This window comes from Sulfitobacter sp. W074 (genome assembly GCF_025142275.1).
Taxonomy (GTDB): domain Bacteria; phylum Pseudomonadota; class Alphaproteobacteria; order Rhodobacterales; family Rhodobacteraceae; genus Sulfitobacter; species Sulfitobacter profundi.
In genome coordinates this window covers 614,096-639,306 of record NZ_CP081130.1, presented here as the reverse complement: position 1 = coordinate 639,306, position 25,211 = coordinate 614,096, and the positions used below count along the sequence as shown (strand labels likewise).

Genomic DNA, 25,211 nt, shown 5'->3' with positions numbered 1-25,211 from the left:
CATTACCCGGCAGGCATGGGGATCTCAATCTCGACGCAATAACCATGCTCTGTTGCCCTCTTCTCCATCGTCGCCCCAAGCTGGCTAACAATGCCCGCCACGATCTTCGAACCGAGACCGACCCTCTCTAGACCTTTCGCGCTACCGATCCCATCGTCCGATACCGTCAAGGTCAAAAGGGTTCCCTCTTGATGCAAACGAACATCTACCCGGCCCTGTTCCCGCTCAACGAAGGCATGTTTATGCGCGTTGGTCACAAGCTCATTGATCAGCAGCGCAAGGTTGATCGCCAGATCCGTCGGAAGAACGACCGCCTGCGCGTAGACAACATTCTCAATCCGCCTGCTGTCGGTCTCTGTGCTGGTTGAAAGAAAGTCGACGAGTTGCGGGATGTATTCACCGACATCCACATGGGTAACGTTCTGAGATTTATAGATAAGTTCATGAACCGAGCTTACGGCATGCACCCGCAAAGAGGCCTGCTGCAGACTGTGTTTGACGTGGTCGTCTTCCACCGACGCGGCTTCAAGGCGTAGGATGCTCGACACCAGATGCAGGCTGTTCTTGATCCGGTGATTTACATCCCCCAGCAGCGTTTCTTTCTGCTCTAGAAGCTTGTCCCTCTCGGTCAGCGTTTTCTGCAAGACCTCTTCGCGCTTTTTGGAATGGGTCAGATCGAGGGACGCACCGATGAACCGCGCGGGTTTGCCATGCTCAAAAAGCACTTCGCCACGTGTGTTCAGCCATCGAATATCCCCTCGGGGCAAGACGATCCGATAGTCGGCGTTTACCGTTGCATCACTGGCCGTGACCCCTTCCAAGCTCTTCTTCACATGCTCCAGATCATCGGGATGGATACGCTCAAAAAGCTTGGTGATCGGAAAGGTTCCCTCGGTATCTGGATAGCCGAAAAGATCGGCCAACTCATGCGATACATTCGCGGTGCCGGTCTGAAGGTCCAGTTCCCCATAGCCGACACCCGACACCTGTTTTGCCAGATTGAGCCGTATCGCTTGGTCGCGGCGACCAATGAATTCCGAGGTGACATCTTCGACATGGTGAATAAGCGCGATCAGCTGGCCGTCTTGGAAAACAGGCGCGTTGAACGGCTGCCAATACTTCTCTTCAAAGGCCCCGTCGACGCTGTCGCGAATGGGGATATTGTATTTCTGAACGGCCATCCGATGCGGCTTGCCAGTGGCGGCGACAATCTCAAGCGACTTGCGCAGATTGTTGGTGCCATCCGCCGTAGCGTCAGAAGGATCATCCGGAAATGCATCGAACAGCAGTTTCCCAATGAGATCATCGGCTTTTGACCCGGTGATGCAAAGATACCGGTCATTCACGTCGATGATCATAAGATCAGTATCTAAAACAAGATAGCCATGGGGGGACGCTGCAAAAATTGCAGATCTCGGCACGCGCGCATTCGCCGATTCACCACCGCCCATAGGCCCGCTCTCCCGGTACTTACCATCTTCACTATTGATCGTAGCCCTTTAATTTAGAACATAAAAGCAAAGAGATACTAATTTAAGTTAAGTTGTACCAAACTGCGTTGATGTGGGGGACCGCAAGCAGTTTCAGAAACATGTGGGCAACCCATGCGCGAGAAAAGTTGCGCCCGGCTTCCATTGACCCGGCGACCAAAGGGGGCTGCCAATAGCGCTTGAGACGTTCAACAAGGCTAGTTAAGCCGTAGCGCGCCCGGAGAGCCTTGGGCTTTCCGCCTATCAAGCAAGCGCAACCACCTCAAATCGCGCCTGCCCCGCCACAGCCCCCGTTACGCCGCGGCGAGCGCATTCTCCACTCTGATCTCCGAAGCGCAATCGGGCAGATCCACGGTGAACTTCGTCCCGACCCCGACAGCACTTTCCACTTGAATGTCTCCCTCATGCGCCGCGGCGAGCTTCTTGCTGATCGCAAGGCCAAGCCCCGTGCCGCCATCGGCGCTTTTGGCGGCCGATTCCGCTTGAATGAAGGCTTGGAAGATCCGCTGCAAATCCTCTTCCGGCATCCCGCAGCCGTTGTCTTCGACCTCAAGCCGGCAGGTATCGCCGACCCTCTTGGCCCGCATGCGAATGCTGGAGGCCGATGAGAACTTCAGCGCGTTGCCTAAAAGGTTGATCAGGATCTGTTTGCAGCGCCCACGGTCGGCGAAAACGTCGAAGTCATCACATTCGATCTCCAGCACCGCCTGCTTTTCCTTGGCCAGCCCCTGAAATTGCTCCTCCAACTCGGCCAGCAGTTCGCCAGCCTGAAAAGAGTTTTTGTTAAGCTTGATCGAGTTAAGCTCGATACTGGTATAGTCGAGGAGTTCATTGATGATGGTTAACAAATGGTCGCCCGCAGATTTGATACGGCCGCCATAACGCTCTGTCTGGTCCCCCAGTTCTTCAAAATGCACCTTCGAGATTTGCTCGTTCGGCTTCAGCTTGGCGATGGTATGGCCCTTGAGCCCCGTCAAAAAGCTGGCGTAGCCGTTGATGATCGTTAGCGGCGTGCGCAACTCGTGGCTCAGAACGCTCATGAACTCTGACTTGGCGCGGCTGGCATCGCGGGCCTCATCCCGGGCTTGGCGCAATTCGACGATGTTCTCCAACCGCGTGCGGTTTTCGATGAAATAGGTGAACAGCCCGCCCATCACGATCATCGCAGCCGTCCCTGCGATAACCAGCGCCAGCAGTCTGTACTCATCAGGGTTGCTATGGCCACCGATCAAGGTTGTCGGTGTCACATGAAAGGCAGCCATCCCGGTAAAGTGCAGACCGACGATCGCCAAGGCAAAGCTCGCTGTCATTTTCGACCGGGCGTATTTGTCGCCCTGCGCGCCAAAGAACAAAGCCACGGTCGACAGCACCATGGCGAGCAGAACCGAGGCGACAAGATAGGTCTTATCCCAGTGAATGATCCCCTCGATCCGATAGGCGACCATCCCGGTGTAATGCATGGCCGAGATCGACAGCCCCAAGATCACCCCCCCGATCACGGTCGTGACCCGTCTGCGAAACATCCCCGCAATGAGAATGCCGACCGTAGACCCGGTAATCGCGATCACCAACGAGGCGAAAGTAAGACCAAAGTCGAAGCTTACCGGCGCATCGGGCTGATAGGCCAACATGGCGATGAAATGCGTGCACCAAATGGCGATGCCAGAGGTCACGGCGGTCAGAAAATACCACAACAACGCCTGACGCGGTGTCTGCTTGAGCCCGTGTCGGTAAAGATTTGCAATCACCCAGCTGCCGAATGCGCACAAAAGCGCGGCAAGCAAGACCAACGTCATATCGTGGTCAGAGTGCATAGAATGAGCCACTGTAAGCATTTTTTAAACCTCAAGATAATGAGGCCAGTGTTGCGCGGGGAATGCGTCGAAACCGTGTTCGAGTGGGTTCTTTTTGGCGGTAATTTCATATAGTGAAACCGTGGTAGGTGCCGGAGAGCGGGGGAAGCGCTCCCGGGGGCTCATGTCCCGGTTTCTGCGGCCCGCCACTGCGCGCTTGCCCCACCGCGTAGCCCACTCTGAACGCCCCTTCGCCCCTGTTGAGGGATGCAATCGCATCGTCCGATTGGTGAAAGTGACGGTACCAATTGACGCCCTTCACATCCAAGGGTTGCGTCGCCCTGCCTTAATACGCCACTAGAGCGCCAAACTTGCGCCGCATTCCAATGCTGATCTGCGCATATTCAATTTGGTTCATAGGTAACTCTGCCATGCTAACGTGTTTTCAGGGGCTAATGCTTGACCCGGTCTATTGGGCCGTGCTTGCCGTCAGCGTGATCGCTGCGGCTGTCGCCCTATGGACGCTCAAGTTTCAAGAGTTCCATGGCAAGGTTTACTATGCGCTAACCTTTGCCGGGATGATCTGGACCCTGATGATGGTCGGAGCCGAAGCCGCAACGCCCGGCTACGCCTGCCAGATGCAACAGGCGCAACTGGCGTGGCTGGGTCATGCTCTGGTTCCGGTCGCGTGGTCGTTCTTCATCTTTGAGTATGTCGGCCCCTCGAACCATGCGCGTGGCCGGGCGAGCCTTTTGGCCCTGATCGCCGTGCCACTGGCGGCCTTTGTCCTCGCCGCGACGAACGGCTGGCACCACCTGATCTATACCGCCGAGACCGCGATCCAGCCCGGCAAGGATCAGATCACCTTTGAACATGGCGCGGTATATTTCCTTGTCCTTGCGGTGCTCTATTGCTTTGTGATGGCGACGCTCATCTGGCTGGGGCGCGCATTTTTGCGGGCGAAACGGGCCGCTTGGCCGCTGCTGACGATGCTGGTGGTGATCACCCTGATCCCCCTGGGCGCGAACGCGGCCTATGCGCTGTTCGGCTTCACGGTCCTTGGCCTTGATCCGACGGCGTTCATGTTCACCTTGGGCATCTTCGCCTTTTCATGGCTGCTGGTGACCAACAAAACGATGGATATGCCCTCTGTCGGGCAATCGACCCTGTTTGACACGATGAGCGAACCGCTCATCCTATTGGACGCGCGGCGACACGTCATTCGCTCGAACGCCGCGGCTAAGCGCAGCGGGCTTTTGACGGATCCGACCTTGGGCAATGATCTGATCGCTGGGATAAAGGCGCAAACGGCGCAGACCGCCTCTGCCCATATCACCTGCGATGAACGCCTCTATGAGCCGCGCATTCACCCCATCGAAAACCCGCTCTCCCCCGCCGGCCCCGTCATCGGTTGGAGCGTCACCTTCGTCGATGTCACCCACCAGATCGCCACCACTACGGCCCTTGAACAAGCACTGAAAGAGGCCGATGAGGCCAACCGGGCAAAGGATGAATTCATCTCGGTCGTCAGCCATGAGCTGCGCACGCCGCTGACCTCACTGAAGGGCGGCTTGGCATTGGCGCTCAGCGGCAAACTGGGCGAGGTCAAGGGCCCGCTGCGTTCCTCGCTCGATATTGCCCATCGCAACGGGGTCCGCCTGTCCCGTCTGGTCGATAATATCCTGCTGGTGCAAAAGCTTGAGGTACAGGCGCTGGCACTTGAGTGGCTGCCCGTCGACCTGCCCGCCCTGCTGCGCGAAAGCATCGAGGAAAACCGCATGTACGCGCATGAGCGCGGCATCAGGCTGGATATCGGCAAGATCACGCAGCCTGCCGTGGTCTTGGGCGATGCCTTTGCGATCCGGCAGGTGGTCGACAATCTGATCTCGAACGCGGTGAAATTCTCCCATGTTGGCGACACCGTGGAGGGCAGGCTGACGGCGCACCAAGGCCGGGTCAGGATCTCTATCCGCGATCATGGGCGCGGCATCCCTGAGGGGATGGAGGAGCGGGTCTTTGGCCGCTTCGGACAGCTTGACGACGACGGTCAGAAATCGACCCAAGGCTCTGGCCTTGGCCTGCATATCTCCCGCCAACTGGCGCGGCAGATGGCGGGTGATCTGTTTTACGAAAGCGAGGCCGGTGTCGGATCGACCTTCCATGTCGAATTCGGCATCGGGGCCGAGGCAGAGCCCGCCCCGCAAGCGGCCCAAGGCGCGCTGCAAGGCACTGACTAAGCGCGCCCTTCGCGGTTAAAGTTCGATGCGGATGTCGTGGATCCACAGTTTCGGCGGACGTGAGAGGACAAAGACCACCACATCGGCCAGATCATCCGGTTCGGTGAAAATGTGGTTCGGCACATCCTCTCCGGCCTTGGCGAACATGCCGGTATTGGTGCCCGACTGATACAGCCCGCCAATCCGCACGCCGGTGTTTTCCTCATCCGCCTTCAGCACCTCGGTAAAGCCGCGCACGCCGTATTTCGTGGCCGTATAAACCGACTGCCCCGCCTGCGCCACGACACCGGATTTCGACACGACATTGAGGATGATCGCCTCGTCATTGTCGCGCAGCGCGGGCAGCGTTGCCTGTGTCATCTGCATCAGACCGGTCAGATTGGTCTGCACCGTGGCCTGCAGCATCACAGGCGCGATTGTGTCGAGCGGCCCGGCCTTGTGCCAAATCCCGGCGTTGTTGATCAGGATATCAAGCCCGCCAAAGCGCGCCAACACCTGCGCCGCGGCATGGTCGATCGCCGATGGGTCTTGCAGATCGCAGGTCAGCCCCACGGCCTCTGCCGCGCCTGCGGCTGTGCAGGCCTCGGCCACCGCCTGCAACCGCGTCTCATCGCGGCCCAGAATGGCCAGCCGCGCGCCGGTCTCCGCCAGTTTCAGGCAGATGTGCCGCCCGATCCCGTCGCTGCCGCCGGTAACCAAAATACGTTTGTCGCGCAGTTCCATGTCGTTCTCCTATGCTGGCGGCGGCTTACCGCGCGACAAAGCTGCCGCCAAGCCCTGCCCGCGCGGTCGGTCAGATCGTGATGATTTGCGCCCGAATTGCCTTGGCCACCGCATGGGTTTTGTTGGTCACCTGGAGCTTTGCGCAGGCATTATAGAGGTGGTGGTTCACCGTGCTGGCCGCCACCGTCATGATCTGCCCCGTTTCCCAAGCGGTTTTGCCCACGGCGGCCCATTTTAGCACTTCCTTCTCGCGGGTGCTTAACCGCGGCCCCAGCGGGGCGCTGGCAAGATTCGCCACGATGTCACTTTGGATCAAACAGCCCAGATAGATAGCATCGGCGATGATGCCACGCTTGTATTTGCGCCATTCATGAATGCGCAGGTCAGAGTTCAGCGTGAGCACCGCCTTTCCATGCAGGTGGTCCCGAATGGGGATCGACACGCCGTTTTGACGCACGCCAAACTCCATCGCCTCCCCGAAAAAATTGCGGGTGGTCCGGTCTACCTTGGGCAATTCGCTCCAGTCCACGGGCAAGGTGCCCTCAAGGGATTGGTCAACCACCGGGTCGATCAAATGATAGCTTTCCTCTTGGTAGCGCGTCAGCCAAGCCGGGTCATAGGTCGTGTGAATGACCGGATCGCTGTTGCCGGGGTTGGTTTTGTGAAACCCCAGATATGACAGGTTGTTCAACCCCATCTCCTGCGCCAAGACCTGCAGCATCTCGGTCGGCTTGATGTCTGGTCGTTGCTCTTTCAGGAGGAGGTAGCGGTCGGAAAGCGGGGTCACCATAGGGCGGCGTTCAAAAGCTCATTTGGTTAAAAACTGAGCACCTTGATAGGACGCCTCAACCCCTGAGGGAACATCACCGCCGTGAATGATTTCCCGGAATGGGGGAAACGGGCAGAGACGTTGCATTTTTGCCCTAATGACCAAGGGACAAGGCAAAGGACCGCCCGACCAAAGATCGGAACGTTCGCCCCCACGCTTGAGGCCGTGCAGGGCATAAAGCGGCCCCTGCCCGAAAACCTATGCGCCCCCTACAACAACAAAAGCGTCCAACTCAGCGGACAAGGGCGCGGCGTCCCGAAGCAGGGGCCGGAACAGAGCCAAATGGCAGGCCCTGTCAAAAGATCGCGTCAACCTGAGCGCGCATCTCTTGTTTGGCTATCATTAGCGCAGCCGCAAACTCCGATAACAAGATTCCCGCGATCGATCCTCAAGCATTTGTTATAGTTTGATTAAATTTCTGGCAGTTCTTGACTGATTGAGCCTGAGTGCGCCTGTAAACCTAGTAAAATTTATAGTCGCGAGTGAATCGTCAAAGCGAAGCATCGTTTTCATACGCCTGCAAGATTGCGCTGTTACAAAATTTTCACTGGCAATCTGACATATAGTTCTGTAATTCACGAATTATGGAACAAATAATTCCCAACCGCCTTGCCACCCTCGGCCATCCGCAGCGTCTCGCGCTTTTTCGGCTGCTGATGCGCCGCTACCCGGACCGGGTGCCAGCGACCGAACTGGCGCAAGCGCTTGGTCTCAAGCCCAACACCCTCTCGACCTATATCGGCGCGCTGATGCAGGCCGGGCTGGTGACCCAAGAACGGCAAGGCACCTCGCTGCGCTATGCGATTGATCTTGCGGCTGCCCGTGACACCATCGGCTACCTGCTGAACGACTGCTGTCGCGGACGGCCAGAGATTTGCCTCCCCCTCACGTCTTCAGATGGAAACGCGGGCATGAGCGATGACAAGTTCAACGTCCTGTTCATCTGTACCGGCAATTCCGCCCGGTCGATCTTTGCCGAAAGCATCCTGCGCGACCTCGCGGGGGATCGGTTTAATGTCTACTCCGCAGGCACCCGGCCACAATCCGCATTGAACCCCTTCGCGGTAGAGGTGCTCAAGCAGAAGGACCATGACGTGACGCAGCTTCGGTCGAAACATATATCCGAGTTTCAGACCGAAGACGCGCCCGGTTTTGATTTCGTTTTTACCGTTTGCAATCAAGCAGCTAACGAAGAGTGCCCCACATGGCCCGGCCAACCGATCACCGCCCATTGGGGCCTGCCCGATCCGGTGAAGGTCGAAGGCTCCGACGCCGAAAAGAGCCTCGCCTTTCAGCAAGCCTATGGCACGCTGCGCAACCGAATGTTGGGCTTTACCAGCCTGCCACTGACCTCGCTCGACCGTATTTCGCTGCAAAAAGCGCTCGATGACGCGGGCCAAACCGACAAAGAAGGATTCTCCGCATGACCGTCTATGCCATCAATGGCCTTGGCCGCATCGGCAAGCTCGCCTTGAAACCCCTGCTGGATCAGGGGGCGGAGATCGCATGGATCAACGACGCGGTGGGCGACCCGGAGATGCACGCACATCTGTTGGAGTTCGACACGGTGCACGGGCGCTGGCAGGCTGATTTCGCGCATGACGCCGACAGCGTGAGCATCAACGGCACCCGCCTGCCCTTTATCGGCACCCGCGACCTCAGCGCGCTGCCGCTCGACGGGGTGGATGTGGTGATCGATTGCACCGGGGTCTTCAAAACCGACGCCAAACTCGCCCCCTATTTCGAGGCGGGGGTGAAGAAGGTGGTGATCTCGGCCCCTGTAAAAGACGGTGACGCGGCCAATATCGTCTATGGCGTCAACGATGATGTCTATGACCCTGCCCGGCACCGGATCGTCACGGCGGCAAGCTGCACGACCAACTGCCTCGCCCCGGTGGTGAAGGTGATCCATGAGGCGATGAAGATCAAACACGGCTCCATCACCACGATCCACGATGTAACCAACACGCAAACCATCGTCGACCGCCCTGCCAAAGATCTGCGCCGCGCGCGCTCGGCCCTGAACTCGCTGATCCCGACGACCACTGGCAGCGCCACGGCGATCACGCTAATCTATCCCGAACTCAAAGGCCGCTTGAACGGCCATGCGGTGCGGGTGCCACTGCTGAACGCTTCGCTGACCGATTGCGTGTTCGAGGTAGAGCGTGAGACGACCGTGGAAGAGGTGAACGCCCTGTTCAAAGCCGCAGCCGAAGGCGAGTTGAAAGACATCCTCGGCTATGAGGAGCGCCCGCTCGTCTCGGCAGACTACACAAACGACACTCGCTCAAGCATCATCGACGCGCCCTCCACCATGGTGGTGAATGGCACGCAGGTAAAAATCTACGCTTGGTACGACAATGAGATGGGCTACGCGCACCGTTTGGTTGACGTAGCGCTGATGGTCGGGGCAAGTCTGTGAGCCAGAGCGCGACCCGCCCCGAGGGGCTATCGGCCTATATCGCAGTCACGGCGGCCTATTGGGCCTTTATGCTGACCGATGGCGCGTTGCGCATGTTGGTGCTGTTGCACTTTCACCGGCTTGGCTTTTCGCCCGTGCAACTGGCCTATCTCTTTGTGCTTTATGAGATCGCGGGGGTTGTCACCAACCTCTGCGCGGGTTGGATCGCGGCGCGGTTTGGGCTGGCCTCGACGCTTTATGCGGGGCTGGGCTTGCAGATCGTGGCGCTGCTGGCGCTGGCGCAGCTTGATCCGTCTTGGGCGGTTGGTGCCTCGGTGGTGTTCGTCATGCTGGTTCAGGGTGCAAGCGGGGTGGCCAAGGATTTGGCCAAGATGTCGTCGAAATCCGCCGTGAAGCTGCTGGCGCCGGCTGAGGATGGCGGGCTTTTTCGCTGGGTCGCGCTGCTGACGGGCTCCAAGAACATGGTCAAGGGTCTGGGCTTTCTGCTCGGCGCGGCGTTGCTGGCCACGCTCGGCTTTGTCTGGGCGGTGCTGGGCATGGCCGCGATCCTTGCGCTGATCCTGATCGCCGTCCTGACCGCCATGCCGCCCGGCCTGCCGAAGGGCCGCAGGGGCGCGAAGTTCTCCGAAGTCTTCTCCAAATCCCCCAACGTGAATTGGCTGAGCGCGGCACGGGTGTTTCTGTTCGGCGCGCGGGATGTGTGGTTCGTGGTGGGCATCCCCATCTATTTCTACGCGGTCCTCTCGGACGGCACGGAAGAAAGCAACCGCGCGGCCTTCTTCATGATCGGCACCTTTATGGCGGTCTGGGTGATCCTTTATGGCTTGGTGCAGATCTATGCGCCGCGCTTGCTGCGGGCAAAATCTCGCCCTGCAGGTGAGTTGATCCTAGCCGCGAAGGGCTGGGCGTGGGCATTGGCCGCCGTGCCTGCGGCGCTGACACTCGCCGCGCTGCTCAGCGACGGACCGCAGACATGGCTCACCGTGACGCTTGTGATCGGCCTCTTGACCTTTGGCGCGGTCTTTGCGGTGAACTCTTCCCTGCACTCCTACCTCATCTTGTCCTTCACAAAGGCCGAGCGGGTGACGATGGATGTGGGGTTTTACTACATGGCCAATGCCGCCGGGCGGCTGTTGGGCACGTTGATGTCGGGGCTGAGCTATCAAATTGGCGGGCTGCCCCTGATGCTGGGGGCGGCGGCGATCATGGTGGCCCTGTCGGCGCTGCTGGTCGGGTTCTTGAAACCCGACCAAGGCTGACCGTTAGCCTGCTTTGCTGGCGCGACCGTTGCTTTGACCGTCCTGCGTATAGGCGGTCATCGCCGCGACGGCGCCCTCGTCCCAGATCAGCGTGAGCCAAGCGACAAAAGCATCACGGAAGGCGTCGACCTGCGCCAGATCACCGTAAAGGCGGTCTTGCTCTAGCCACGCTTCGGGCCGTTCCCGCGCGGCCTGCGCCACGAATTGCAGATCGTCCCAGATCGGATCATTCGCCACGATCTCGCTGCCGTTTTCGCGCGTGCCTGCACACATCCGCGCCCAGAGAGCTTCGACCAAGGCCAAGCCAGAGACTGAGCGCCCCGCCGCCAGTTGATCCCGCAAGATCGGCAGGACAAAACCGGTGTGCCGTGCAGAGCCATCAAATGCGACGCGGCGCGTGGTGTCGACGATACGCGGGTTCGAGAACCGCTGTTCGATCAGATCGAGGTATGCCAGCGGCGTCATCCCGGGCACCGGGGCGACCGTCTGGGTGATCTCTTCGGCCTGTACGCGGTGGAACATCGCGCGGATCGCCGGATGCGCCATGGTGGCCGAAATCGTCTCGATCCCCAGCACTTCACCGACGTTCGCCAAAACCTGATGGCCCGCATTGAGGATACGGATCTTCATCTTTTCATAGGCATGCACATCGTCCGAGAAGGTGGCCCCCACCTGATCCCAATTGGGGCGGCCTGCGCAGAAATCGTCTTCGATCACCCATTGGCGAAAGGCTTCATGCGTGACGGGGGCCGCGTCGTTCACGCCAAACTCCCGCGCCTGCGCGATCTCGGCCGGGCCGGTGGCCGGGGCGATGCAATCGACCATGGAGTTGGGGAAGCTGGCGTTCGTTTCAATCCAGTCGGCCAGCGCCGGGTCGGACAGCCGCGCGAGCGACACGACCGCTTGGCGCAGGATATCGCCATTGCCTTGCAGATTGTCACAGCTGAGCCCCGTGAACGGCCCCTGCCCGGCATCGCGCCGCAAGCGCAGGGCCGCGACAATGGCCCCAAAGGCGGTGCGCGGGGTGTCAGGGTTCGCCGCGTCATGGACAATATCGGCGTGAGCGGCGTCAAAACCCTTGCTCACTGGGTCGATGTAATAGCCGCTTTCCGTGACCGTCAGCCCGACGATGCGAATGGCCGGATCGGCCATGGCGCGGATCAAGGCGCCGTTGCCTTCCTCGATCGGCAGGTAGTCGATCATGGAGCCCACAACCTCGGCCGAGGTCTGCGCGGGGTCGAGTTCGATCAGCGTCGTCAGACAGTCCTGCGCCAAGAGCTTCTCGCGCATCGCCGCATCATAGGGGCGCACGCCCGCGCCGAGGATCGCCCAGTCATGCGCTTGGCCGTTCTGCATCAAACGGTGCAGATACCACGCCTGATGCGCGCGGTGAAAATTGCCGACGCCGATATGCACGATGCCGGGGGTCAGGGCGCTGCGGTCATAGGTGGGCCGCGCGATATCAAGATCGCCCAGCGTCGCGTTCGAGAGGTCTACCAGTTTATCCATGATCCACATCCTTGTAGGGCCGCGCACCGGGGAGAGGGTGCGGGGGTCGGCCTGTCGTTCCTGTCGCTTGCATCACTCGACCCGAAGGCCCTGCGCATCGAACCGGTGCAGCTTGTCCGCCTGCGGGGTGAGGAAAATCCGGTCGCCATGTTTGACCGACAACTCCCCATCCACACGCACGGTCATCGGGTCACAGCCCGCGACACCGTGGATGTGCAAGAAGGTGTCAGAGCCCAGATGCTCGGCCACACCGATGGTGCCTTCCCAAGCGCCCTCGGTGGTGGAGACGTCAAAATGCTCGGGGCGGATGCCGATGGTCGGCGCGCCGCGCGCTTCGGCTTCGGCACCTTTGATGAGGTTCATTTTGGGCGAGCCGATGAAACCCGCGACGAATTCGTTGCGCGGCTTGTAGTAAAGCTCAAGCGGGGTGCCGACCTGTTCGATATAGCCCGCGCGCAGCACGACGATCTTGTCGGCCATGGTCATCGCTTCGACCTGATCGTGGGTGACGTAGATCATCGTCGTGGCCAGCCGCTTGTGAAGCTCGCTGATTTCCAGACGCATCCCCACCCGCAGCGCGGCATCGAGGTTCGACAGCGGCTCATCGAAAAGGAACGCCGAAGGCTCCCGCACAATGGCACGGCCAATGGCCACACGCTGGCGCTGACCGCCTGACAGTTGGCCCGGACGACGGTCAAGGTAGTCAGTCAAGTTCAGCGCTTTGGCAGCCGCTTCGATCCGACGGTTTTGTTCATCCGCAGGCAGCCCGGCCATCTTCATCGGAAAGGCGATGTTCTTGCGCACCGACATATGCGGGTAAAGCGCGTAGGATTGGAACACCATCGCCAGACCGCGTTTCGCGGGCGGCACATGGGTCGCATCCGTGCCGTCGATGTCGATATGGCCCGAGGTGATATCCTCCAACCCCGCAATCAGCCGCAGCAGTGTAGATTTCCCGCAGCCCGAGGGGCCGACGAAGACGGTGAATTCGCCGTCTTCGATGGTCAGATCAAGGGGCGGAATGACTTCCACATCGCCGAAGCTTTTGGAAACCTGATTAAGTTTGATTTGTCCCATGTGACTGTCCCTTACTTACTTGACTGCGCCGAATGTCAGGCCGCTGACAAGCTGCTTCTGGCTGAACCAGCCGAGGATGAGGATTGGCGCGATGGCCATGGTGGAGGCCGCGCTGAGTTTCGCGTAGAAAAGGCCTTCGGGGCTGGAATAGCTCGCGATGAAGGCGGTGAGCGGTGCCGCTTTGGCCGCGGTGAGGTTGAGCGTCCAGAAGGCTTCGTTCCATGCGAGGATGAAGTTCAAGAGCAGCGTGGAGGCAATGCCGGGGATCGCCATGGGCGTGAGGACATAGAGCACCTCTTCACGCAGGCTTGCCCCATCCATCCGTGCCGCTTCCAAGATCTCGCCAGGGATCTCGCGGAAGTAGGTATAAAGCATCCAGACGATGATCGGCAGGTTGATGAGCATCAAGATGATGACCAAAGCGATCTTGCTGTCGAGAACACCGAACTGGATGCAGAGCAGGTAGATCGGGTAGAGCACACCGACCGCGGGCAGCATCTTGGTCGAGAGCATCCAGAGCAGGATGTCTTTGGTCCGCTTGCCGGGCACAAAGGCCATCGACCATGCGGCGGGCACCGCAATCAAGATGCCAAGAACGGTCGAGCCCCCGGCGATGATGATCGAGTTCCACAAGAAGCGCCCGTAGTTCGAGCGTTCCAGAACCGCCTCGTAATTGGCCAGCGTCCAATCAAAGCCGAGGAAGATCGGCGGATCGGCGATGGCCTGTGCTTCGGTCTTGAAGCTGGTGAGGATGGTCCAAAGGATGGGGAAGAAGATCAGGAAACCGATACCCCATGCGAGGGCCGTGTTGACGATCTTGCGTTGTCTGGTGACTGCGCGTGCCATGATGTCTCCTCCTCAGGCGTCCAGGTTCTTGCCGACGATGCGCATCAGGAAGATGGCAACGATATTGGCGAGAATGATTGCATAGACACCGCCTGCCGATCCAAGGCCGATGTTCTGGCTTTCCAGCACCCGCTGGAAGATGAGATAGGTCAGTGTTTTGGTCCCAAAGGCACCGCCCGTGGTCACGAAAATCTCCGCAAAGATCGACAGCAGAAAGATCGTCTGGATCAAGATCACCACGGTGATCGCGCGGCCCAGATGCGGCAGGGTGATATAGGCGAAACGTTTGGTGGCGGGGGCGCCGTCCATCTCAGCAGCGTCAAGCTGCTCGCGGTCAAGCGATTGGATCGCGGTGAGCAGGATCAGCGTCGCAAAGGGCAGCCACTGCCATGACACGATGATAATGATCGAGGTCAGCGAGGCTTGGCTCATCCATTGCACCGGGGTCGCCCCGAAGAATTCCCAAAGGTAGGCGAAAAGCCCGTAGTTCGGGTCCATGAACATGTTCTTCCACACCAGCGCCGAAACGGTGGGCATAACAAAGAAGGGCGCGATGACGAGGATGCGGACAAAGCCCTGCCCCCACATCGGCTGGTTCAACAGGATGGCGAGCAAGATGCCCAAGCCTACCGTGATCGCCAGCACACCGCCGACGATAATCAGCGTGGTCATCACCGAGGGCCAGAAGGCGCTCGAGGTGACGAAACGCACGTAGTTGTCAAACCCCACCCAGCCCAGATCACCGCCGCGCATCGGCAGGTATTTCTTGAAGGAAAAATAGAGCGTCATGGTCAGCGGGATGAGCATCCATCCAAGGAGCAAGACCACCGCAGGGGCCATCATCAGGCGTGCCGCTGATCGGGAATGTTGGGTAGCCATCGGGCACATCTCCTCTGCAGGCGGCGGATGCCGCGTTTAGGTGAAGGGTATCATATCAGGTGGTTGGGCGGAAAAGGGCGGCGGTGTTTGCCGCCCTTTGTGCCGGAGAAGCAGCGGCTTAGCGGTAGCCAGCAGCTTCCATTGCGTCGTTGGTCAGGTCCTGTGCCTTCTCAAGTGCCTCTTCGACGGTCTGCTGACCGGCATAGGCGGCAGAGAACTCTTGGCTCACGTCGGTCGCGATGCCTGCAAACTCTGGGATCGCGGCGAACTGAACACCGACATAAGGCGTCGGATCGACGGTGGAGTTCTCAGGATCAGCCGAGAGGATCGAGTCGAGCGTCATCTGTGCAAAAGGCACTTTCTGGTACTCGGGGTTCTCATAGAGCGACTTGCGCGCGCCGGGAGGAACGTTGGCCCAACCTTCGTTCTCGGCAACCAGCTCGATGTAGTCTTTCGAGGTGGCCCATTCGATGAACTCTTTCGCGGCATCTTCTTTCTGAGTGCCCGCCGGGATCGCCAGCGCCCAGGCCCAGAGCCAGTTGGAACGTTTGCCAAGGCCTGTGTCCGGTGCCAGCGCAAAACCAACCTTGTCGGCCACGGTGGAATCATCGGTATTGGTCACGAAGGACGCCGCCACTGTGGCGTCGATCCACATGCCACATTTGCCCTGCTGGAACAGCGAGAGGTTCTCGTTGAAGCCGTTGGAGGCATAGCCCGCTGGGCCGCTCTCATCCATCAGGTCTTTGTAGAAGTTGATGGTGTTGGCCCAAGCCTCGGTGTCGAACTGGGCGTTCCAGTCTTCGTCGAACCAGCGTGCGCCAAAGGAGTTGGACATCGCCGTGATCAGCGCGCCGCCTTCGCCCCAACCGGCCTTGCCACGCAGGCAGATGCCATTGATGTCGTTCTCACGATCGGTCATGGCGGCGGCGGCTTCGCGGATGAATTCCCAAGTCGGGTCTTTCGGCATTTCCATGCCAGCTTTTTCCATCAGATCCGTGCGGTACATGATCATGGAGCTTTCGCCATAGAAAGGTGCCGCGTAAAGCGTGCCTTCGTGGCTCAAACCACCGGCCATGGCGGGCAGGATATCGTCTGCGTCATAGTCTTCGCTGAGGTCGTCCAGCGGCACCAGCCAGCCGTTCGCGCCCCAGATCGGCGTCTCGTACATGCCGATGGTCATGATGTCGAAAGAACCGCCCTTGGTCGAGATGTCGGTGGTGACGCGCTGGCGCAGCACGTTCTCTTCCAACGTGACCCACTCCACTTCGTGGCCGGTCTCTTCGGTGAATTTGTCGGTGTAGCCTTGCATCCGGATCATGTCGCCGTTGTTCACGGTGGCGATGGTGATCGTCTCAGCAAAAGCGCCGCCGCCCATGATCAGGGACAGGGCCGTCGCAGCGTGCAATGATTTATTCGAGAACATCAATAGTTCCTCCCTCTATAGATGATGGAACGAGACTAACGGCCTACATAACGCGCAGTCAAATTAAATTTTACGCGCGTTAATTATTTTTGAGGCAACTTGCGAACTCAATGGGTTACGCAGAGGCCCGCATCACCAGTTTGCCCTCAAATAACGTCTCTTCGCGCTCAGCCAGCCGCGTTTCGCTTTCGATAATGCGGAACAGGGTGCTGGCCGCACGATTCGCGATGGCGCCGTAATCCTGTGCGATGGTGGTCAGCGGCGGACAGGTGTAGCGCGAGAACGGGTGGTCATCCTGCCCCGCGATCCGCATGACGCAATCCTTGCCGTGGCCAACCCGCAGACCCAGCTCATAAGCCGCCGACAGCATCCCGATGGCCAAACGGTCGTTCGAGCACAGTACTGTATCCGTCTCAAATCCACCGGTTGAAATCAGCCGCCCGCCCTCGGTCGCGCCGATCTCTTCGAAATTCCATCCCTCGCCGGGCACTTGATAGATATGCGGTGCAAAGCCGTGCCGCTCCATCGCCTCTAGATAAGCCTGACGGCGTTTATTGGCATTGGGGTTGCTGGGTGTCTTCATCTCGAAAAAGCAGGGCGGCTCTCCGCTGCGGCACAGATATTCGACAATCAACTCCACACTTTGAAAATTGTCGGTACCCACGAAAGCCTCACAGACCCCTTCGACATTGGCGTCAAAGGTCACGACGGGCACATCCCGGCAAAAGCGCGCGATCGCCTCCCGGTCCGAGGCTTTGCCGAAGGGCGCCAAAAGCACGCCCGCAGGTTTCAGCGCCCGAAGCGAGTCGAGATTGGCCCGCTCTTGCGCCGGGTTGCCGTGCGAGCTGAGCAAGATCGGACTATACCCCGCCGCCAGACAGGCCAGTTCCACCTCGCGGCCAATCTCGGAAAAGAACGGGTCGGAGAGGTTGGGCACGACAACGCCGATGTTGCGGGTTTTGCGGCGGTTTTGGTTCACCGCATAGACATTGGGGCGATAGTCATGCTGGCTCAGCGCCGCTTCAATCTTCTCGCGGGTCGAGCGCCGCACGCTGTCGGGATCGTTAAAGTATTTCGACAGCGTGGGCCGGGAAATGCCACTTATTGCGGCAAATTCCTCCATATTGCGGATCTTTTGCTGCCCCATCTTAACGCTCCCTTGACGTAACGCTGCGCGCGTAAACTAAAGTCAATATAGAGATAAGTTCGGCCAGCCAGCAAGGGTCTGTTGACGGCAGGCTTTCCATGGCCGTCGCCAAAGCCAAACTGCCACCAGTCTTTAGGGGATTAGCCCGCCTTTCCTGATTGCGCTGCTGCACGCGCCAGCGCTTCGATCCCTGCCCAATCCTGCGCGTCGATCAGTTTCTTCGGGGCCACCCAACTGCCGCCCGCGCAAAGTACATTGGGCAGGCTCAGGTAGCTTTCCACATTGCCCGGGCTGACGCCACCAGTCGGGCAGAAGGTGATCTGCGGTAGCGGTGCGCCGATGGCTTTGACCGCAGGCGCCCCGCCAGAGGCTTCGGCGGGGAAGAATTTCAGCATGTCATAGCCACGTTCCAACAGCCGCATCGCCTCGCTCGCCGTGGCGGCACCGGCCAGCAGTGGCAGGTCTTCTTCCTCGCAGGCGGCGATCAGCGCATCTGTGGCACCCGGTGAGACGCCAAAGGTCGCCCCCGCCCGTTTCGCCGCGCGCACGTCTTCGGGGGTGATCAGCGTTCCCGCCCCCACATGGCCGCCCGTGACTTCGGCCATGGCCGCAATCGCGTCGAGTGCGGCAGGCGTGCGCAGGGTCACTTCCAACGCAGGCAGCCCTCCAGCGATCAGTGCTTCGGCCAAGGGCCGGGCGTCGGCGACATCTTCGATCACCAGCACAGGCACGATCGGGGCAAGCGCACAGATTTCGCGGGTGCGACGGCTGGCGTCTTTTGCAGTAAGGGTCATGGATCAGCCTCCAAAAATGGTTGCGCCGTTGGTAGCAGAACCGACTGTGTCGCGGAACATAGCGAACAACTCGCGCCCCGTCCCGGCATGGTAAGCAGAAAGATCAGCGGTGACGTTGGGACGGTCATCGAACCCTTCGGCCAGCACGTCAAGCGTACCGGCCACCGCGTCAACCCGCAGCATATCACCATTCTGCAACCGCGCGATGGGGCCGCCGTCGACCGCCTCGGGGCTGACGTGGATCGCTGCGGGCACCTTGCCCGAGGCCCCCGACATGCGGCCATCGGTGACCAGCGCGACCTTCTGACCGCGCCCCTGAAGAATCGACAGAAGCGGCGTCAGGCTGTGCAACTCGGGCATACCGTTGGCCTTTGGCCCTTGGAAACGGACGACAACGATCACGTCGTCGGTCAGCTCGCCCGCTTTAAACGCTGCCTTCACCTCATTCTGATCCGCAAAGACCCGCGCCGGGGCTTCGATGATGTGGTGTTCGGGCGCCACGGCAGAGACTTTCATGCAAGCGGTGCCAAGCGATCCGGCCATGCGCCGCAACCCGCCAGTGGGCTGGAAAGGATCGCTGGCGGGGCGAAGGATCTTCTCGTTCAGGCTTTCGCCCGCGCCCTTCTCCCAAACCAAACCATCGGCCTTTAGCTTCGGCTCGGAGGTGTAATGCTCCAACCCCTGCCCGGCGACGGTATGGGTGTCGGGGTGCAGATGGCCGGATTTCAGCAATTCACCGATCATATAGCCAAGACCGCCCGCCGCGTGGAAATGGTTCACATCGGCCAGACCGTTGGGATAGACCCGCGCCAGCAGCGGCGTGATGTCGGAGATGTCCGAGAAATCCTCCCAATCCAGAATGATCCCCCCGGCCCGCGCCATGGCGATAAGGTGGATCAGCAGATTGGTCGACCCGCCCGTGGCATTGAGCCCGACGATCCCATTCACGAACGCTTTTTCATCAAGGATCGAAGCCACGGGCGTGTAGTCATTGCCCAGAGCGCTCAGCGCCAGCGCCCGTTTCGCGCCCTCTTGGGTCAGCGCATCGCGCAGCATGCCGTTCGGTGGCACAAAGCTTGCCCCCGGCAGGTGCAGCCCCATGAACTCCATCAACATCTGGTTGGTGTTGGCGGTGCCGTAAAAGGTGCAGGTGCCCGGCCCGTGATAGGCGGCCATCTCGGCGGCCATCAGCGCATCGCGCCCGACTTCGCCCGCGGCAAACTGCTGGCGCACCTTGGCCTTTTCGTCATTCGACAGCCCGCTTTCCATCGGCCCGGCGGGCAGGAAGACGGCTGGCAGATGCCCGAACGCCTGCGCCGCGATCACCAGCCCCGGCACGATCTTGTCGCAGACCCCAAGGAAAACCGCCGCGTCAAAGGTGTTGTGGCTGAGTGCCACCGACGCCGCCAGGGCAATCACATCGCGCGAAAACAGCGACAGTTCCATCCCCGCCTCGCCTTGGGTCACCCCGTCGCACATCGCAGGCACACCGCCCGCTACCTGCGCGGTGCCGCCTGCGGAACGTACCGCGTCGCGGATCAAATCAGGGTAACGCTCAAACGGCTGATGCGCCGAGAGCATGTCGTTGTAGGTGGTCACGATCCCGAGGTTACCTGCGCTGGTGGTCGCCAGCCGATCCTTGTCTGCGCCAGACGCGGCATAGGCATGGGCCTGTCCGCTACAGGACAGATGCGCGCGGGCCGGTCCCTTGGCGCGGGCGGCTTCCATTCGGTCGAGGTAGGGGCGCCGGGTCGCCTCACTGCGGGCGATGATACGGTCGGTGACGCGGTCAATCGTGGAATGCAGGGTCATTGGTCGTCCTTTCGTGTGATCTCGCGCCAGCGGCGGCCGTCGCGGTGCATCAGCATCAGCGCCTCTTCGGGGCCTGAGCTGCCGGGGTCATAGGGGTACGGGGGTTGCCGGGTCTCTTCCCAGCCGTGAATGATCGGATCGGCCCAAGCCCAAGCGGCTTCGACCTCGTCCCCGCGCATGAACAACGTCTGATCGCCGCGGATCACGTCCATGATTAGCCGCTCATAGGCGTCTTGCGGGGTGGCCTGTTCGCCCAAAGCATCGGCAAAGGTCATATCCAGCGACACTTCGGCCAGACGCATGCCACCGGGGCCGGGGTCTTTGATGGTGTTGCGCAGGGTGATGCCTTCGTCAGGCTGCAGGCGGATGATCAGGGCGTTGCCTTTATGGCCCTCCATCGCCGGGAAGATCATATGCGGCGGGTCGCGGAAGATCACTGCGATCTCGGAACTGCGGCCACGCAGTTTTTTGCCCGTACGCAGATAGAAGGGCGTGCCCGCCCACCGCCAATTGGCAATCTTTACCTTCATGGCGACGAAGCTTTCGGTGCGGCTGTCGGGGTCGCCCGCATGATCGCAGTAGCTGCCCTCGCCCTGCGCGGCGCGGTATTGGCCGCGGGCGATGTCCTTCTGGACGACCGGCTCCAACGCCTCAATCACCTTCACCTTCTCATCACGCACGGCATTGGGGTCAAAACGCGAGGGCGGCTCCATCGCCGTCAGACACAAAAGCTGCATCAGGTGGTTTTGCACCATGTCGCGCATGGCACCGGATTTATCGTAATACTCCCCCCGCCCTTCGACGCCGAGGCTCTCGGAAACGGTGATCTGCACATGGTCGATATGGGTGGAATTCCACAACGGCTCCCACAGGGCATTGGCGAAACGCAGCGCCATAAGGTTCTGCACCGTCTCTTTGCCGAGGTAATGGTCGATGCGGTAAATCTGGCTCTCGTCGAAATTGGCGCGCAGATCGGCGTTCAGCGCCTGCGCGGTTTCCAGATCATGACCAAAGGGCTTTTCGACAACGATGCGGCTGTCGGATGTGGCGATGCCATGGTCATGCAGCTTGCCGCCGATCGTCCCGAACAGCGACGGCGAGACCGAGAGGTAGAAAGCCCGCACGACATCGTCGCGCATCAGGTCTTTGAGATCCGCCCAGCCCGCATCGCCCGAGGCATCCACGCGCACGTAATGTACCATGCCAAGGAACCGCTCCAAGGCGACGCTTTCTTGCGCGAGCTTGGGGGCGAACTCCAGCAGGCTGTCGCGGATCATCTTGCGAAAGGAATCAGCATCAAGCTCGGAGCGGGCCGCCCCGACGATCCGTGCGCCTTCGGGCATCTGGCCGACGGTGAAACGGTGGAATAGACCGGGCAGGATCTTGCGCCGGGCAAGGTCGCCGGTCGCGCCGAAAATGACGAGGTCGAAAGGGTCAACCGGAATTACGCGCGATACCATGGGGTCAGCCCTCCTGCCTGCGTTGATGCGCGGCGGCACCATGTTTTCGATTGCTCAAAGCCATCGCCATCCCTCCTGCGCCCTCCTCAGGGCGGCCACTGGTAGCGCTAACATATCTGAGCGAAAAAGATAGGCGGTTCTTCAACATTTCATATTTCCTCTACCCAAGGCGCGTTCGCTCCGGCGCGCGAAACGGTCACGGCGGCGACGCGCGCGCCATAGGCCAGCGCCTCGGTCAACACTTCGGGCGAAAGGGTGGCGAGCGCGGATTTATGGAGCTGACCCAGCTCAGACATCTTTGCCAAAACGCCTGCGTTGAAGGTATCGCCCGCCCCCACCGTATCGACGATTTCGGCTTTCACGGCAGGCACTTGCACCTCCTCACCATTGGCGAGATAGCCCATTGCCCCCTCGCCCCCACGGGTCAGGATGACAACCGACGGCCCCTTGTCCAACAACTCGGCCACCTTATCGCGCAGCGACAGGGGCGCCGGGTTGATCCAGTTCAGATCCTCATCCGATACCTTCACGATGTCCGACAGCGCCAGCATCCGGTCGAGCCTTTGGCGGTACCGCTCGATATCCTTGATGAAACCGGGGCGGATGTTGGGGTCGATCATCACCGCACGGCCTTCGGCGTTTCGCGCCAGCAGATCTGCATAGGCATCCGCGCCCGGCTCGCAAGCCAAGCTGATCCCGCCGAAATACAGCGCCGAGACTTCAGCCGAGAGCGCGGGCATATCCCCCGGCGTGATCATGCGCCCGGCCGAGTTTTCGTCATAGAAATCATAGGTCGCATGGCCACCGACCAGCCGAACAAAGGCCAGCGTCGTCGGACGGTCGGACACCACCAGATGCGAGACATCCACATGGCTGGCCTTCAGCCCATCGACCAACTGCCGCCCGAACATGTCAGACGACAGGCCCGAGAGCATCCCCACCTGCGCCCCGAGCCGCCCCAAGGCGATGGCCGTATTAAAGACCGCTCCGCCCGCATGGGGCACAAAGCCGTCGGGGCCTGCGGTGGTTGGGGTTGGGATCATATCGATCAGGGCTTCTCCGCAGCAAAGGATCATCTGTCAGCCTTTCAAAAATGCGTCGCGGTCGACGAGGAAACGGTCCGAAAGCGGCAGGCTTGCCGCGCCAAGCGCGCGGGCGTCGCTGCCGACGGTCCCTTCGCGCAGGGCCGGAAGGGTGACGCCCGGCAGGGGCTGGGCGGCAAGATGGCGGCGGGTGCGCGCCACCAGATCCGCGCGAATTGTCTCAGGAAATGATCCATCGATCATCACCGTGTCAAAATCGATCAAGCATGTTGCGGCGCGGACCGCCTGCGCCAGCGCCTCGGCAGTGCTGTCGAGCCATGGGTCCAGAATGCCGGCGGAAAGTTCCCAAGCCGCCAGATCGCTCCACGGGGCGCGGCGAGTCTCTCCGGCCTCCTGCAACGCCGCCTCCAAGACCGCCAAAGATGCCACATCGACCAATTGCCGAGGCACGCCCCCGACCAGCGGCATGGAGCCGAGCGCCCCCGCATTGCCGCTTTTGCCGGTGTAGAGTTTGCTATCCAGCACCAGCCCACCACCCACGAAATAGCCGATGTAGAAATACAGAAAATCGCGCGGCTTGTTCTGCGCACCAAAAACCAGTTCGGCCCCGCAAGCGGCAGAAGTGTCATTGCAAATGGAGATCGGCAGATCGAGCACCTCCGCCAAAGCGGCTTCGATATCAAAGTCCTGCCACGCGCTCAGATCGCCGCCCGCAACCTCCCATTCCCACATGCCAAACGGCAGGGCGACCCCCAGTCCCGCCACCCGCGCCTGCTGGTCAGCGGTCAAAGAGGCGAGCGTGTCCTGCAAAGCGCGCCGCGCAAATTCCATGACCGCAGCGGGGGTGGGATGGGCATAGACCTCGCTGCTGCGGCGCGTCACTTGGCCTTCGAAGTCGGTCAGGATCAACGCGACACTGCGCCGCCCGACCTTTAGCCCCAGAAAGAAGGCCCCCTCCGCATTCAGGCTGATCGGCACCGAAGGCTGGCCCACCCGGCCCCGCACCCGCGCGCCTTTTTTCAGCAGCCCATCCGCTTCGAGGGCGCGCATGATCACGGATACAGTCTGCGCCGACAGGCCGGTGAGCCGGGCAATCTCTGCCTTGGACGTAGGGCCGCTGCGCCGGATAAGCGACAGGACGAGCCGTTCGTTATAGGCCCGCATCCCGCTTTGGTTCGAGCCGCGCGCGGTCCGGTCGGCGAATGTCTGTAGCTGCTGCAAACTGGCCTCCCCTCCGGTTCATGCGGCGTCTCGAAGGACAAATCCCAAATGGGAGGGGGTGAGTCAACGATTAAATCAATCTAATTTACTTATTGGCAAGGAAGAGCCGCCTGCCCCTGTGGCAAACGGCCCATTTTCGCGCTTAACCGGCCACCGTGATGCCGATCTTTCCCATGTGAGATTTCTCAAGAAAGGCTTCCTGCGCCTGCTTAAGGTCTTGCAGCGCATAACTTTCCGCGACGACAGGCCGGATTTCTCCGCGTTCGATATACCCCACCAGATCGGCAAAAACGCTCGGTTCCTGCCGCGTGCTGCCCATGAGGGTCAGGTCTTTGAGGTAGAGCGTGCGCAGGTCCAACTCGACGATCGGCCCGGCAATCGCGCCCGAGGTCACATAGCGCCCGCGCGTCACCAGCGCATCAAGCAGCTTGGGCCAACGCGCCCCGCCAACAAGGTCGAGCACCACATCAAAGGCATCCTCCGGCAGCGCCGCATCCCGGTCGAGCGTCTCATCCGCGCCGAGCGCCTTCAGCGCCTCCATCTTGCCGGGGCTGGTCACCGCCGTCACATGCGCCCCGCGCCGTTTGGCCAGTTGCACCGCAGCCGAGCCGACGCCGCCAGAGGCGCCGGTGATCAACACACGCTCCGCCCCCAATGCCGCGCGCTGGATCATCCCTTCGGCAGTCGAAAAGGCGCATGGAAAAGAAGCGAGTTCGAGGTCCGTGAGTGCGCTGTCGATCCGTAGCGCATTGCTGGCCTCGGCGGTGGCGTATTCGGCAAAACCGCCATCCCGTTCCGATCCGAAGGTGACCAGGTCATCCGGCCCCGCCCCCGCAGGGCTGTACATGGGCCGGATCAGAATCCGCTCGCCAATCCGCCCCTCATCGACGCCCTCGCCCACGGCCACGATCTCTCCGCAGCAATCGGCGCCTTGGATGCGCGGAAAGCTCAAGGCGCCGGACCAGCCGCCATCGGCGTCCGACGCGCCGTCGTAGCCCTCGCTCGCCGCCGACCCGGTATCGCCTCGCACCGCTTTGGAATACCAGCCCGTGCGCGTGTTTACATCCGTGTTGTTCACCGCCGCCGCGCCGACGCGGACCAAAACCTCTCCGGCTGCGGGCTTTGGCACCGCAACGTCTTCGCGCCACTCCAGTTTGTCCAAGCCGCCGTGGCCGGTCAGCCGCATGGCTTTCATCGTCTCTGGTAGGGTCATCGCTTCGGCTCCTTCGAGTGTAGAATGATTACTC

Annotated in this window: 20 protein-coding genes; 4 read left to right on the top strand and 16 right to left on the bottom strand. The window is 60.6% G+C overall.

The window, feature by feature from the left end; genetic code table 11:
- Nucleotides 1-2: 2 nt before the first annotated feature.
- Together K3762_RS03135 and K3762_RS03130 are read right to left on the bottom strand one after the other, a co-directional pair.
- Entirely contained in the window at nucleotides 3-1,451 is a 1,449-nt protein-coding gene (locus K3762_RS03135) for a histidine kinase dimerization/phosphoacceptor domain -containing protein (RefSeq protein WP_120350214.1), read from the bottom strand.
- 332 nt (nucleotides 1,452-1,783) lie between these two features.
- A complete protein-coding gene (locus K3762_RS03130; RefSeq protein ID WP_260011410.1) occupies nucleotides 1,784-3,304 on the bottom strand; it encodes an MHYT domain-containing protein in 1,521 nt (506 codons plus the stop codon).
- Nucleotides 3,305-3,738: 434 nt separating this feature from the next.
- Between K3762_RS03130 and K3762_RS03125 the strand changes: the two genes are divergently transcribed.
- Entirely contained in the window at nucleotides 3,739-5,520 is a 1,782-nt protein-coding gene (locus tag K3762_RS03125; protein ID WP_260011409.1) for a histidine kinase N-terminal 7TM domain-containing protein, read from the top strand.
- A gap of 15 nt (nucleotides 5,521-5,535) precedes the next feature.
- Here the strand turns inward: K3762_RS03125 and K3762_RS03120 are convergent, their stop codons facing one another.
- Nucleotides 5,536-6,243 (bottom strand): SDR family oxidoreductase, encoded by a 708-nt coding sequence (locus K3762_RS03120; protein ID WP_132444670.1) that lies wholly within the window; start codon nucleotides 6,241-6,243, stop codon nucleotides 5,536-5,538.
- A 70-nt stretch (nucleotides 6,244-6,313) separates the two neighbouring features.
- The gene (locus tag K3762_RS03115; RefSeq protein ID WP_120350211.1) at nucleotides 6,314-7,033 is read right to left on the bottom strand and encodes a LuxR family transcriptional regulator; all 720 of its coding nucleotides are present in this window, start codon (nucleotides 7,031-7,033) and stop codon (nucleotides 6,314-6,316) included.
- A gap of 623 nt (nucleotides 7,034-7,656) precedes the next feature.
- Between K3762_RS03115 and K3762_RS03110 the strand changes: the two genes are divergently transcribed.
- From K3762_RS03110 to arsJ, 3 genes are read left to right on the top strand one after another with little or no spacing between them, the layout of a single operon-like run.
- The gene (locus K3762_RS03110) at nucleotides 7,657-8,499 is read left to right on the top strand and encodes a helix-turn-helix domain-containing protein (RefSeq protein WP_132444672.1); all 843 of its coding nucleotides are present in this window, start codon (nucleotides 7,657-7,659) and stop codon (nucleotides 8,497-8,499) included.
- Complete coding sequence (locus K3762_RS03105) at nucleotides 8,496-9,494, top strand: ArsJ-associated glyceraldehyde-3-phosphate dehydrogenase (protein WP_067939467.1); 999 nt, start codon at nucleotides 8,496-8,498, stop codon at nucleotides 9,492-9,494. Before K3762_RS03110 ends, K3762_RS03105 begins: the two co-directional genes overlap by 4 nt.
- Complete coding sequence (gene arsJ / locus K3762_RS03100) at nucleotides 9,491-10,753, top strand: organoarsenical effux MFS transporter ArsJ (protein ID WP_260011405.1); 1,263 nt, start codon at nucleotides 9,491-9,493, stop codon at nucleotides 10,751-10,753. Before K3762_RS03105 ends, arsJ begins: the two co-directional genes overlap by 4 nt.
- 3 nt (nucleotides 10,754-10,756) lie before the next feature.
- Here the strand turns inward: arsJ and K3762_RS03095 are convergent, their stop codons facing one another.
- From K3762_RS03095 to K3762_RS03040, 12 genes are all read right to left on the bottom strand, one after another.
- Nucleotides 10,757-12,262, bottom strand: a complete 1,506-nt coding sequence (locus tag K3762_RS03095; RefSeq protein ID WP_260011402.1) for a mannitol dehydrogenase family protein — start codon at nucleotides 12,260-12,262, stop codon at nucleotides 10,757-10,759.
- Between the two features lie 72 nt (nucleotides 12,263-12,334).
- Entirely contained in the window at nucleotides 12,335-13,339 is a 1,005-nt protein-coding gene (locus K3762_RS03090; protein ID WP_120350207.1) for an ABC transporter ATP-binding protein, read from the bottom strand.
- 15 nt (nucleotides 13,340-13,354) lie between these two features.
- On the bottom strand, nucleotides 13,355-14,185 hold the full coding sequence (locus K3762_RS03085; protein WP_067625898.1) for a carbohydrate ABC transporter permease: 831 nt from the start codon (nucleotides 14,183-14,185) through the stop codon (nucleotides 13,355-13,357).
- Between the two features lie 12 nt (nucleotides 14,186-14,197).
- A complete protein-coding gene (locus K3762_RS03080) occupies nucleotides 14,198-15,064 on the bottom strand; it encodes a carbohydrate ABC transporter permease (protein ID WP_120350206.1) in 867 nt (288 codons plus the stop codon).
- A gap of 118 nt (nucleotides 15,065-15,182) precedes the next feature.
- Nucleotides 15,183-16,487: a sugar ABC transporter substrate-binding protein gene (locus K3762_RS03075; RefSeq protein ID WP_260011397.1), complete on the bottom strand. Its 1,305-nt coding sequence runs from the start codon at nucleotides 16,485-16,487 to the stop codon at nucleotides 15,183-15,185.
- Nucleotides 16,488-16,602: 115 nt separating this feature from the next.
- On the bottom strand, nucleotides 16,603-17,634 hold the full coding sequence (locus K3762_RS03070; protein WP_260011393.1) for a LacI family DNA-binding transcriptional regulator: 1,032 nt from the start codon (nucleotides 17,632-17,634) through the stop codon (nucleotides 16,603-16,605).
- A 140-nt stretch (nucleotides 17,635-17,774) separates the two neighbouring features.
- On the bottom strand, nucleotides 17,775-18,428 hold the full coding sequence (eda, locus tag K3762_RS03065) for a bifunctional 4-hydroxy-2-oxoglutarate aldolase/2-dehydro-3-deoxy-phosphogluconate aldolase (protein ID WP_132444682.1): 654 nt from the start codon (nucleotides 18,426-18,428) through the stop codon (nucleotides 17,775-17,777).
- A gap of 3 nt (nucleotides 18,429-18,431) precedes the next feature.
- Nucleotides 18,432-20,240: a phosphogluconate dehydratase gene (edd, locus tag K3762_RS03060; protein ID WP_260011389.1), complete on the bottom strand. Its 1,809-nt coding sequence runs from the start codon at nucleotides 20,238-20,240 to the stop codon at nucleotides 18,432-18,434.
- Nucleotides 20,237-21,700, bottom strand: coding sequence for a glucose-6-phosphate dehydrogenase (gene zwf / locus K3762_RS03055; protein ID WP_260011386.1), 1,464 nt, complete (start codon nucleotides 21,698-21,700; stop codon nucleotides 20,237-20,239). The genes edd and zwf overlap by 4 nt, the downstream gene beginning before the upstream one ends.
- Before the next feature lie 149 nt (nucleotides 21,701-21,849).
- The gene (locus K3762_RS03050) at nucleotides 21,850-22,776 is read right to left on the bottom strand and encodes a carbohydrate kinase (RefSeq protein WP_260011383.1); all 927 of its coding nucleotides are present in this window, start codon (nucleotides 22,774-22,776) and stop codon (nucleotides 21,850-21,852) included.
- A 3-nt stretch (nucleotides 22,777-22,779) separates the two neighbouring features.
- Complete coding sequence (locus K3762_RS03045; RefSeq protein ID WP_132444815.1) at nucleotides 22,780-23,907, bottom strand: ROK family transcriptional regulator; 1,128 nt, start codon at nucleotides 23,905-23,907, stop codon at nucleotides 22,780-22,782.
- A 199-nt stretch (nucleotides 23,908-24,106) separates the two neighbouring features.
- Nucleotides 24,107-25,177 (bottom strand): alcohol dehydrogenase family protein, encoded by a 1,071-nt coding sequence (locus tag K3762_RS03040; RefSeq protein WP_260011380.1) that lies wholly within the window; start codon nucleotides 25,175-25,177, stop codon nucleotides 24,107-24,109.
- Nucleotides 25,178-25,211 lie beyond the last annotated feature (34 nt).